Here is a 12,234-nt window from a genome sequence, read left to right on the forward strand (position 1 = left end):
CTAAGCCTCCGGAGCGAAATCCAGATCATAGGCGGCCAGAACCCTATCCTTCTCCGCATCCACTACTTCCACGGTACCCTTAGAAAGTCCGGCAATTCCCTTGATTCGACCAATGCTTAACTGCATTTCGCTTCCGATTACATAGGATCTTGCAGCTTGCAGAGTGGTGTACCGGCTTTCTCCGTTTACGTCTTGTCGAAGATAAACTACCACTAAGACGGTGCCTTCAACACCGGGACCGCCACTTCCCAAAACAACGGTTTGATTTATGCTGGATACCCAAGCCTTGCTGTTGTCATCGGAGGGAGCAAGCTTTGTACTGCTTTCTCCATCCGGACCGGAGCTTACGCTGAAGGGAATTGCCTGTCCTCTTTCCACATAGCTGTCCTTTGCTACGGACTGCTTCAGCACCACACCCTTTGCTACGCTTGTGCTGGGAATATAGGAAATCACTCCGGCTTCCAAACCGGCATCCTCCAAGGCGGAAATGGCTTCTTTCTCGGAAAGATTAGTAAGATCCGGAACTACGGCCCAGTTATCCGGAATTCCGGTACTGACTACAAGCTCCAGCTCTCCCGGCTCTGATGTATCCGCCTTGTTGGTACTGATCAGATACCCCTTTTCCACTGTATCCGACATTTGCTCAAGCACCTTGTAGGGAATCTCTCTATCCTTTAACTCCTTCTCTACCGTGCTGAGCTCCATCTGCTGAAGCTTCGTTAAGTCCTCAGGATGCTCCTTATCATAAAATACCAGTACCTTACTTCCCTTGGAAACCGTAACGTACAATCGGCTTCTGACCCCATATTTCCCACTGGGGTAGGAAATAATCTGTCCTTCCTCGTATTTCTCGGAAAATTCCTCCTTTTCCGGATAAATCTTAATGTCATAAGAGGAGAGATATTTCTCCGCCTCGGGGATGGTCTTTCCCACAATATCCGGCAGTAAGCTGTCTAAGGCGGAAATGGTAATCGCCACCTGGGTGCTTTCCTCCGTTTCCTTCTCCGTTGCGCTTTCCGTCTTGGGAGAAAGATCCTTTACGGATCGAAGCATACCCACTAATTTAAAGCCTAGGAAAAGAAATACGCCTAGGATACAAACTACGGACAAAATGGCCAAGGCTTTATACAGTCGGGAAATGCCTTTATCCATTTCCTGTCTGGCCTGACGGGAAATAGACTCGTCTCCATCGTCCTGTCTGTCGTTTAAAAAACCGGCTTCCGGATCTTCCAAAGCAAGATTTAAGTCATCCCGCAGCTCCTCCACACTTTGATAACGGGCAGAGGGCTTTTTCTGCATAGCCTTCCAAACCACATAATCTAAGGCAGGGGAAACCTCAGGCTCCAAATCCCTTACCCGGGGAATAGGATCTTCCATGTGGGAAAAAACCACCGCCATGGAATTCTCTCCGGCATAGGGAAGCTTTCCGGTAAGCATTTCATAAATGGTGCAACCCAGGGAATAAATATCGGAACGCTGGTCGGAAACCCCTCGTCTTGCCTGCTCCGGTGAAATATAATGTACGGAACCCATCACCGCCGTATTGGCTGTTTCTTGGCTTGCGGCTCTGGCAATTCCGAAATCGGCAATTTTTACCACCCCTTCGGTGCTGACAATCATATTCTGGGGCTTAATGTCTCTGTGCACAATCCCCATCTTATGAGCGGTATCCATACCTTCCACAAGCTGAAGTGCAATGCCGATAGCTTCTCGCTCCGAGCATTTTCCCTTTCTATGGATATAGTTCTTTAAGGTAATTCCCTCCACCAATTCCATGACGATAAAGTGTGTATCCCCTTCATCCACAACATCATAGGCGGAGGCAATATTCAAATGATTCAGCTTTGCGGCAGCCTTGGCTTCGTCCTGGAATTTTCGAACAAATTCCTGATCCTCTGCATAATCCTGCTTTAAGACCTTTATGGCTACGGTTCTTCCTAATTTTTGATCTCTGGCACGGTATACATAGCTCATGCCTCCCTCTCCAATGAGGGCTTCTATACTATATCGATCCTGTAGCAGAGTTCCTTTTTCCCATTTCATTATCCCTGCTCCTTTCCGGGTTTCACCAAAATCAAGGCGATATTGTCTTTTCCCCCATTAATATTGGCTAAGGTAATCAAAGCCTCTCCCTTTTCTTCCAAACTGGAGTCATCCTTTAAAATCTGTACCATGCTTTCCTGATCCACCATATTGCTAAGGCCGTCGGAGCAAAGGAAAAATAAATCTCCTTCCTCCCACTCCTCCTCGAAGAAGTCCACTTCCAGGTACTTTTCCACGCCAACCGCCCGGGTAATCATGTTCTTACTCTTTTGGTATTCCTCAGAGCCTCGAATCATTTTTCCTCTCTGAATCATCTCCTCCACATAGCTGTGGTCTCTGGTAACCTGCCGCAGACGATTTCTTTGAAAAAGATAGGCTCTACTGTCTCCAACGTTGGAAAAAACAATGCTGTTTCCCTCTACAAAGGCGGTAACCAAGGTACTTCCCATCCCCTGTAAATGGATATTGCTTTGGGAAAGACGAAGCAGCTCCAGATTCATCTTCTGTATTGCCTTCTCCAAGCTTCGTACCAAAGGCAGTTCTTCCTCCTGTTTTAAAAGAGTCGTTAGACTTTCCACCAAATAGCGGGAGGCAAAGTCACCGGCTCTGTGTCCTCCCATTCCGTCTGCCAAAAGAAAAAGATTGGGAAATTTCCCCAGGGCATCCCCTGTGGCGAAAAGAAAATCCTGATTCATTTTTCGCATTTTTCCCTGATCCGTTTTTGCAAAAAACTCCATCTTAAGCCCCTTTTGTTCCATCCCTTCGTAATTGTCCGCAAGCTCCGGCAATATCTGCCCCCATCTCTCTTCTTACCGTACAGGTAATACCTCTTTTCTGCAAATACTCCTGAAAAGCATACACCCTCTTCCGGTCCGGCGGTGCAAAAGTCCTTTCTTTAATAGGATTCACCGGAATGAGATTCACATGACAGGGAAAATGTTCTCCCTTCTCTCCTTTTAATAAATCCGCTAAAGCCTTTCTGTCCTCTTCTCCGTCATTTACCCCTAGCACCAAGGCATACTCAAAGCTAACTCTTCTGCCGGTTTTCTTAAAATATTCCTTTACCGCCGGCATAATTTCTGATAAGGAATAGCGATTGGCAATGGGCATGATTTTTCTTCGCTGTTCATCCCTGGGGGCATGCAGGCTTAGAGCCAGTGTAATTCCATAATTTTCCCTAGCCAAATCATAGATTCTCGGTACCAGACCACAGGTGGACAGAGTAATGTTTCTGATGGAGAGATTTTTTCCCTTCTCGTCACTGATGATTCGTAAGAAACGGGTAACCTCCTCGTAGTTATCCAATGGCTCTCCGGAGCCCATCAGCACCACATGAGAAATTCTTTGTCCTGTCAGCTTTTCCATAGCATAAATCTGCCCAAGCATTTCTCCTGTGGTACAGTTTCTGGCAAGTCCATCCAAAGTGGACGCGCAGAAGGCACAGCCCATCCTGCAGCCCACCTGGGTGGAAATGCAGGCGGAGTTTCCATGCTGATACCGCATGAAAACAGATTCTATTTTATGCCCGTCAGATAAACGAAAAAGAAACTTCTCCGTATCATCCATTTTAGAGCAAAGGTGTAAATCCGCCTCAGGTAAGGCCACGGAATAGCCTTCTGCAAGCTTTTCCCGCATAGCCTTAGGAATATTCGTCATTTCCGTATACTCCTCCACAGCTTTTTCATGAAGCCAGGAAAAAAGCTGCTCCGCCCGATAAGCAGGAAATCCCTCTTCCTTACACAGACTTTTCAGCTCTATAAGCTCTAAATCACGAATATTTTTCATGCCTTCCTTCTCTTGCAAGAATTACTCCTCCATCCTTTTCTGAAATTGCGTAAAATTACTTCTCCGAATTCTTCCGGTACAATGTGGGGATCAATCTTCCGTCTTTCTCTGAAACAGAGCCAGATAAAAGCCGTCCGAGGGCTTCCCGGGCATAAACTTCTCTTCCTTTATCAGGGTGAAAGGGAAATTTTGTAGAATATAGTCCCGGTTCTCTTCATTTTCCTTAAAAGAAAGACTGCAGGTAGAGTATAAAAGCTGTCCTCCCTTTTTCACATAGGCTTGAACCGTACTTAGAATCTCCCTTTGCAGGCTTTGCAATTCCTCCAAAGCTTCCTTAGTAAAATGCAGACGAATATCCGGTTTTCTACCGATAACGCCAAGGCCGGAACAGGGTGCATCACAAAGCACCCCATCCAAAATCCCCTCGTCTTCATGTATAAAGCGCTCATCCAAAACTCTGGCATCCCAATGCTCGATCACCATATTTTCTAAACCAAGACGTTTTTGGTTTTCCACAATATAACGAAGCTTATCCTTCTGAGCATCTCTGGCATAAACCTTACCGCTCCCCTTCAGTAAGGAGGCGATATGGCAGGCCTTTCCTCCCGGGGCACTGCAGCAATCCAGTACCAACGCTCCTTCTTTAAGCTTTAGGCTTTTTCCCACTGCTTGAGAAGAAAAGTCCTGTATGGTGACAGCACCGGAACGGAAACGCTCTTCCTCTAATATATTTCCGGATACCCGTTCTCCCTCTCCGGATTCATTTCGGATATAAAAGCCTCCGTCACTTTGTAAGAAGGCCTCTGCCATGGCAATCGTTCTTTCTCTGCCATAGTCTTTTAAAAAGACCTCCAAAATATCCGGAGGAAGGCATAGGGAAACTGCATCCTCCTTGGGAAGAGAAGCCAGCTTCTTTTTAATCTCTTCTTTCTCTCCTACAATCTTTCGTAAAACTGCATTGACAAAGGGAACCAGACCCTGAAGCTTTCTTTTTTTGATGCTTTTTACCGCCTCATCCACAATGGCATGTTCCGGAATTTTGTCCATAAAAAGTAATTGATAAATAGCAATGCGAAGACTTAAAAGAACCACGGGCTTCAGTTTTTTCAGTTTTACACTGCTGTATAAGGAAATCACATAGTCCAGTTGCAGATACCGCTCCAAAATCCCGTGACTGCTTCTGGTTAAAAAAGCCTTCTCTCTGTTTCCCAAGCCGGGATAGTCCGAAAAAAGCTTTCTTAAAGCAAGATGAATAAACTCTCCTTCATAAAAGACCTTTTCCAAAAGCTCCAAAAGTAACTCTCTTTCGCTCTTTTCCACTCTTGGCTTTAAGTTTTTCTTCCTCTTATCCATTTTGCCTCCGGTGGATATTCCTACATGGGCTCCGGTCTTGCTTTTCATTTTTTCAGCCTTAGTCATCTCTTCTGCCTCTTCCTCCATAGAGAATGAGTAAACGAAGAAGCTGCAATACGGAGGATGCCGCTGCCGCTACATAAGTAAGAGCCGCCGCAGTAAGGACTGCCCGAACTCCCTTAATTTCCTGGGGACTTAAAATCCCCTCCTCTTCCAAAATCCGCATGGCTCTTTGAGAAGCATTCCACTCCACAGGAAGAGTAATAATCTGAAAGGAAATTGCCACTGCGAAAACAATGATTCCCAACTGAATAAAGCCGCTTAGGCCAATCAGAAAGCCGATAAAAATAATGGGAATGGCCAGCTGTGAACAAATAGCACAAACCGGATTAATATTCCGGCTGATGACCAGGGGCATATAGCCTACCGCATCCTGAACAGCATGTCCGCACTCGTGGGCGGCAACACCGATGGCCGCAATGGAGGTGGAGTTCTCCGTGGCTTCCGACAGATTTACCGTTTTGTCCTTCGGGCTGTAGAAATCGCTCAGATGACCTCTTACGGAAAGTACCTGCACATAGCCGATACCGTTTTTCTGTAAAATAATCTCCGCCGCCTCTCTTCCGCTGATACCTCTTTGGGAACGAACCCGGTCATATTTGGCAAAGGTGGACTTCACCAAAGAAGAGGCCAGCAGAGAAAGCCCCATACCGATATAGACAAAAATCATTGTGGGATCAAAAAAATAGTATGAATAAGGCATCTTATCCTCCAAATCCTAGTAAGAAAGCAGGGGTATCCAAACGTTTTTTTCCTTCTACCTGAATTTCCAAAATTTCCAAATATCCTTCCCCTGTGGAAAGAAGAAGACGATTGTTCTCCTTATTGCGATACATCTTTCCTATGCCGTCTTTCTTCCGAAAGGCCTCCTTTGCTTCCTCCGAAAGGCTTTCCGGTAAATGAGCAAAGAGCAAATCTTCTTTAATTTCTGAAAAGCTTTGAAAATCCTTTTCTTTTTGCCGGATAACTCTGGCTTTCCAGATTTTAAAGCTTTTTCCGTTGGGAAGAATACTGACTGCAGCAGGCCAGGGATTAAAGGCCCGAACCATGGCCTCGATTTCGACGGCGGGCTTATTCCAATTCACAAAGCCGTCCTGCTTTACAATCATACTGCAATGACTGGCTTTTTCCTCATCCTGGGCCCTTCTGGGGCAATTCCCCTGCTCTAAAAGACTAAGGGTTTCCAAAATACAATCCTGAGAAAGTAAAGAAAGGGCTTCGAAAAGACTTTCTCCTGTTTCTTCCCCCGTTAATGGAAGCTTTTTTTGAAGCAGGATATCTCCGGTATCCAATCCTTCCGCCATCATCATGGTGGAAATACCGGTTTCCTCGTCTCTATGCAAAATAGCCTGCTGAATCGGAGAAGCTCCCCGATAAAGAGGCAGTAAAGAAGCATGGATATTCACACAGCCATAGCGGGGAAGCTCCAAAAGCTCCTTGGGAAGGATCTGTCCGAAGGCAGCCACCACAATGCAATCCGGCTTTAAATCCTTTAAATATGCAAGGAGTTCTTCGTCTTTTCTCAGACGATGTACGGAACGAACAGGAAGCTCCAGTCTTTCTGCTGCCTGTTTTACCGGCGTCTTAAGGAGATTTCCCTTTCTGTCCTTTGCTTTATCCTCCTGACTGATTACCAAGAGAATCTCATGTCCGGCCTGATGGATGGCCTCTAACCCCTTCACCGCAAAGTCCGGGGTTCCCATAAACACGATTCTCAAATCATTTCCTCCTCTTCCAATTCTTCATATTGAACATCTTCCAAATCTCCCTCTACCTTCTCTGTATAGAGAACCCCTTGGAGATGATCATACTCATGGCAGAAGGCTCTGGCCAAAAAGCCGGAAGCATCCAAGCTAAAGGGCTCCATGTTCTGATCCAAGGCCTCCAGATGGATATTCATGGGCCGGGTAACCTTTCCTTCCTTTCCCGGAACGGAAAGACAGCCCTCTTCGCCGCACTGCTCTTCCTCTCCCACAGCTTCGATTTTAGGATTAATGCACACATAGCGAACACCGTCTCCGATATCCACCACAAAAAGCTGCTTTAAAATCCCCACCTGAGGAGCCGCCAGTCCAACACCGTTGGCGTCATACATGGTTTCAAACATATCCTGAATCAAATCTCTGGTTTTATCCGTCATTTCCTTAATTTCTTTACACTTCTTTTCCAAAATGGAGTCTCCGATTTTTCGGATGCTGCGAATTGCCATAAACTATACCCTCTCTATAAAAGATCAAACTGGAGCTGAATCAAAGAGCGTTTATCCTCTTTTCGAAGCTCCTCAACAAATAGATTTCTTAATCGGATGATTATATCATGGGATTCTTGCTTAATATAGATGATTTTCCTAAAATTATCCTTTAGCTTATAAATGGTGGCAGGGAAGGGACCAAATAACTCCGCCTGCTCCTTCTCCAATTTCCCCTGGATTCTTTTGATGGTCTTCTCCAGCATCAGACTTAAAAACTCTTCCTCTTGATAGCTGCATTGGATAGCCAGCATTCTGGCAAAGGGAGGATATTCCAGTCTTTTCCGAAACTTCTTTTCCGAATGATAAAAAGCAAAGTAGTCCTGTTCCAAAGCCAGCTCCAGTACTTCCTCCTCGGGACGATAGCTTTGAATCAAGACTTCTCCGGGAAGCTTTCCCCGACCTGCCCGACCTGCTGCCTGGGTAAGAATCTGGAAAGCATATTCCCTTGCCTGAAAATCCGACTGGAAGAACAGCTGCTCCGCCGCCATAATGCCCACCAGAGTGACCTTCGGAAAATCATGTCCTTTTACAATCATCTGGGTTCCCAAAAGAATATCCGCCTTCTCCTCGGCAAAATCCTGTAAAATTTCTTCGTATTTCCCCTTCTTCCCTGTGGTATCTCCGTCCATACGAAGAATTCTTGCTTTGGGGAAGACTACATGGCAGATTTTTTCCAGCTTTTCCGTACCGGTGCCAAAGGGGGAAATATAACTGCTGCCACAGTTTGGACATTTCTTTTCCAGTTTTCTGCTATAGCCGCAGTAATGGCATTGCAGCATACCGTTTTTGTGAAGCGTCAGACTTACGTCGCAGTGGGGACAGTTTAAGCTCTTTCCGCACTTTCTGCAGCTCACAAAGGGAGAATAGCCCCTTCTGTTCATAAAGAGAATGCTTTGTTCCCCCCTTTCCAAACGCTTTAATACCGCTTCCTCCAGTGCTTTGGAAAAAATGGAACGGTTTCCCTCCTCCAATTCCTTTCGTAAGTCAATCAAAGTCAGCTTTGGCAGAAAACTTCCCTCCACCGCTCTGTTTTTTAAAGTAAACAGTCTGACTTTTCCTTCCTCCGCCTCTCGGAAAATATTGACGGAAGGTGTTGCAGAGCCGAAAAGTACCGGACACTTGGCCAGCTCTCCCCTTTTTCTTGCCACATCCCGACTTTCGTATCGGGGAGCGGTTTCCGACTTGTAGGAACGTTCCTGCTCCTCATCAATAATGATAAGTCCTAAATTGGAAAATGGCGCAAAGAGGGCTGAACGAGGGCCCAGTAAAAGCTTCACCTCTCCGGATCGGCACTTTTCCATGCTCTCCGCCCGTTCTCCCTGGCTCATCCTGGAATGAAGCACCGCCACCTGTCCGGGGAAACGTCCCTCCACCCGCATTCTGCTTTGATGGCTTAGGGAAATTTCCGGAATCAGATAAATCACTTCCTTCCCTTTGGCAAGACAATCTTCAATTAAACGCAAATACAGCTCCGTCTTTCCGGATCCGGTAACGCCGAAAAGAAGAGCTGAGGGAGCTTCCTCCTCCTGAAAATATTCCTGCATTGCAAAAAGAACCTCCTCCTGCTCTGCATTGAGTTTTGGAGCAGGATAGGGGTTTCCATATTGTATCTTTCCCGGCTTTGTTCTGTTCTTCGTCTTCTTCTTTACCGGAAGCACGGTTTTTAAGCATTGATTTAAGGTCGTTCCGTATTCCTCCGCCATCCAAATGGCCAGATCCAAAAGCTGTTTTTCTACGGAGAACTCCTTTTCCAAAGGAGAAAGAATGTCTTTAATTTTCTCTTCAGGGAAGTCTGCCAGCTCTTCTATACCGATTACATAGCCCTTTTTCTTTCCTCTTCCAAAGGGTATCAAAACAGGATCCCCGACGGATAAGGAAATTTCCGTAGGGACCCTATAGGTAAAACATTTATCGATAGATTCATGGGAAATATCTACGATTACTTTGGCAAACAATGCTTACTCCTTATTTCTTGAATCACCTTGGAAAGAGAAAGGGAATTGGAAGCCTTAAATAAAAGCAGGTCTCCCGGCTTAATTTCTTCTTCCAAAGATAAGGACAGCTCTTCAAGATTAAAGCAGGCTTTTCCGGGAAGCAGCTTCTCTCCCATAGCTTTCCGAATCTCTTCTCCCTTCTTTCCTAAAGTAAACAATGCATCAATAGGAAGAGACTTTAAAAGTTCTCCGATTTCCCGATGATAGGCGATTTCATTATCCCCCAGCTCATTCATATCTCCAAGAACGGCAATCTTTCTTTTCGCCCCTTTCTCTGAAGCCAAGACCTTTAAGGAGGCCTTCATGGAATCAGGAGAAGCATTGTAGCTGTCATCAATAATCATAATGCCATCTTCCGTGGAAAGTCTGCCGCCTCTTCCCTTTAAGCCCTGAAATTCCAATAAGCCCTGTAAGAGCTTTTGTTTGTGTAATCCCAGAGAAAGACCTATCGCCATGGCTACGGAAGCATTGTCCTCCATATGTTCTCCGGGAACGGAAAGAGGAATCTCCTCCTTCTTTTCGTAGAAGAAAAGATTTAGCTTCTTCTCTCCCAAGAATCCCATGGCTCTGATTTTCTCTTCCGTAAGCTTTCCCAATATAGCATCCTTTTTCGGCAAATACAGGGAAACTTCCTTTTGATTTCCTTCCAGAATATGCATTTTCTCAAAGCAGGTATTTTCCTTGGTCTTCAGATTCTCCAAATGGGCGGAACCGATATTGGTAAATACTGCAATGTCGCAGGAAGCAATCTCCGCAATTCTGTGCATCTCCCCGGGGATGGAGATGCCTAACTCGATGACACTGATTTCTTTATTTTCCTTAGCCATGGAGAAGAGTGTAATAGGAAGTCCCAGCTGAGAATTGGCATTTCCCTTGGTTTCAAAAACAGACTTCTCCACGGAAAGAGCCTTTGCAATCATAGCTCTGGTGGTGGTTTTCCCTACGGAACCGGTTACGCCGATGACCAAACCGGAATACAGGCTTCTGGCATAGCCTCCCAAGGCCTGTAAAGCGTCAATGGTGCTTTCCACCGAAATAAAACGTACCTCGGGATATTTTTTGGAAAGTTCCGAACAATCCTCCTCGGTAAAAATAAAGGATGCCCCATGCTCTATAGCCATGGGAATGAAGCGGTGTCCATCCTGCTTTTCTCCCTTGATGGGAACAAAGAGTCCCTTACTACAATCCTCCCGAGAATCCAAAACAATCTTGTCTACAGAGGAAAATATCTCCGAAAAAGGAATCTGCATCTTATTTTCCCTCTCTTTCCGCCTCTTCCAAAATCACTTCTCTATCTACAAAACGAGTAAATGTTCCATTTACCTCATTATATTCTTCATGTCCTTTTCCGATAACCGCAATCAAGTCTCCCTCTTCCGCCTGTTCTAAGGCATAACGAATGGCTTCTCTACGGTCCTCAATCTTTACATAGTTCTTTGTCTTCTTGGACAATGTACTTTCAATATCGGAAATAATATCCATAGTTTTCTCATAACGGGAATTATCTGCAGTAAGGATGGTAAAATCCGCCATCTCCCCTGCTACTTCTCCCATACCGTAGCGTCTTTCCTTAGCACGGTTTCCGCCACAACCAAAGACTACGATCAGGCGTTTCGGCTTGTAGGCCTTCAGGGTTTCCAAAAGGTTCTTCATCCCCATGGCATTGTGGGCATAGTCCACCAAAACAGTGTAGCCCCCTCTTTGCAGCACAACCTCCATCCTGCCGTTTACCTGAATCTTTCGTAAGGCGGATTGCACCACTTCTTTTTTGATTCCCAGAAGGGAGGCCAGAGAAATTGCCGCTAAGGCATTGTAAACATTGTATCTTCCCGGCAGATGGTTCCAAATCTCCCAATCCTCTTCTCCATGTCGAAAATGGAATCTACAGCCCAGGAAATCATGCCGATGTAAGTCTTCAATCTCCGTAGCCATAAAATCAGCCTGTTTTTTCAAGGCAAAACTAAAACAGGGACACTCTGCATTTTCCATGAATTCTTCAGAAAAATCCGCATCAAGATTCACCAGTCCCGTCTTAGACTGGGTAAAAATTCTGGACTTGTAATACTTGTACTCCGCAAAGTCTTTATGCTCATTTTCTCCGATATGATCCTCTTCGATATTGGTAAAAATACCATAATCAAAAAGAATACCGTCGGTTCTATGCATCTTAAAGCCCTGGGAGGAAGCCTCCATAACCACGGCATTACAGCCCTTTTCCTTCATTTTTCGGAATGTTTCCTGCAAAGTATAGGATTCCGGGGTGGTATTCCTGCTTTCTTCGTGGATGCCCGCGTAATCGATTCCGGTGGTTCCGATGAGACCGCAATTGTAGCCCGCTTCCGTAAGAATTGCCCGCACCATACTGGCTGTTGTGGTTTTTCCCTTGGTGCCGGTGATACCAATCATCAGCATCTCCTTGGAGGGGTAGGAAAAATAAAAGGCTGACAGCTCCGCTAAAGCCTTTCTGCCATTTTCCACCTGTACAATGCAAAGGTCTTCCCTATCCTGCATTTCTTTCGGTAAATCAGGAAGATTTTTCTCCACCACAAATACTCGAACACCCTTTTCCAAAAGCTCCGGAATTTTGTCATGGGAATCCATGGTACTTCCCTTCATGCAAAGAAATAAATCCCCTGCCTTAGCTCTTCGAGAATCATAGGAGAGGGAGGAAAATTCCTCCCTCTCTCCATCTCCCCGAAGGACCTTCGCTTCGCTTAAACAAGACAACCAGCCCTTCATCTATGCCTC

Annotated in this window: 10 protein-coding genes; all 10 read right to left on the reverse strand. The window is 45.6% G+C overall.

The window, feature by feature from the left end; all coding sequences use genetic code 11:
• Positions 1 to 2,043: a protein kinase gene (locus RDQ32_RS02915; RefSeq protein ID WP_308579060.1), complete on the reverse strand. Its 2,043-nt coding sequence runs from the start codon at positions 2,041 to 2,043 to the stop codon at positions 1 to 3.
• A complete protein-coding gene (locus tag RDQ32_RS02920) occupies positions 2,043 to 2,780 on the reverse strand; it encodes a Stp1/IreP family PP2C-type Ser/Thr phosphatase (RefSeq protein WP_308579061.1) in 738 nt (245 codons plus the stop codon). Before RDQ32_RS02920 ends, RDQ32_RS02915 begins: the two co-directional genes overlap by 1 nt.
• A 1-nt stretch (position 2,781) precedes the next feature.
• Positions 2,782 to 3,828, reverse strand: coding sequence for a 23S rRNA (adenine(2503)-C(2))-methyltransferase RlmN (gene rlmN, locus RDQ32_RS02925; RefSeq protein WP_308579062.1), 1,047 nt, complete (start codon positions 3,826 to 3,828; stop codon positions 2,782 to 2,784).
• A gap of 90 nt (positions 3,829 to 3,918) precedes the next feature.
• The gene (locus tag RDQ32_RS02930; protein WP_308579063.1) at positions 3,919 to 5,247 is read right to left on the reverse strand and encodes a transcription antitermination factor NusB; all 1,329 of its coding nucleotides are present in this window, start codon (positions 5,245 to 5,247) and stop codon (positions 3,919 to 3,921) included.
• The gene (locus RDQ32_RS02935) at positions 5,240 to 5,944 is read right to left on the reverse strand and encodes a zinc metallopeptidase (RefSeq protein WP_243155800.1); all 705 of its coding nucleotides are present in this window, start codon (positions 5,942 to 5,944) and stop codon (positions 5,240 to 5,242) included. Before RDQ32_RS02935 ends, RDQ32_RS02930 begins: the two co-directional genes overlap by 8 nt.
• 1 nt (position 5,945) lies before the next feature.
• Positions 5,946 to 6,950, reverse strand: coding sequence for a methionyl-tRNA formyltransferase (gene fmt, locus RDQ32_RS02940; protein WP_308579084.1), 1,005 nt, complete (start codon positions 6,948 to 6,950; stop codon positions 5,946 to 5,948).
• Between the two features lie 5 nt (positions 6,951 to 6,955).
• Complete coding sequence (gene def / locus RDQ32_RS02945) at positions 6,956 to 7,450, reverse strand: peptide deformylase (protein WP_007155920.1); 495 nt, start codon at positions 7,448 to 7,450, stop codon at positions 6,956 to 6,958.
• Positions 7,451 to 7,464: 14 nt separating this feature from the next.
• Entirely contained in the window at positions 7,465 to 9,447 is a 1,983-nt protein-coding gene (gene priA / locus RDQ32_RS02950) for a primosomal protein N' (protein WP_308579064.1), read from the reverse strand.
• The gene (gene murF, locus RDQ32_RS02955; protein WP_308579065.1) at positions 9,432 to 10,736 is read right to left on the reverse strand and encodes a UDP-N-acetylmuramoyl-tripeptide--D-alanyl-D-alanine ligase; all 1,305 of its coding nucleotides are present in this window, start codon (positions 10,734 to 10,736) and stop codon (positions 9,432 to 9,434) included. The genes priA and murF overlap by 16 nt, the downstream gene beginning before the upstream one ends.
• Before the next feature lies 1 nt (position 10,737).
• Positions 10,738 to 12,225 (reverse strand): UDP-N-acetylmuramoyl-L-alanyl-D-glutamate--2,6-diaminopimelate ligase, encoded by a 1,488-nt coding sequence (locus RDQ32_RS02960; RefSeq protein ID WP_007155917.1) that lies wholly within the window; start codon positions 12,223 to 12,225, stop codon positions 10,738 to 10,740.
• Between the last annotated feature and the right edge of the window lie 9 nt (positions 12,226 to 12,234).

The sequence above is a fragment of the uncultured Oribacterium sp. genome, assembly GCF_902481605.1.
GTDB classification, from domain to species: domain Bacteria; phylum Bacillota; class Clostridia; order Lachnospirales; family Lachnospiraceae; genus Oribacterium; species Oribacterium sinus.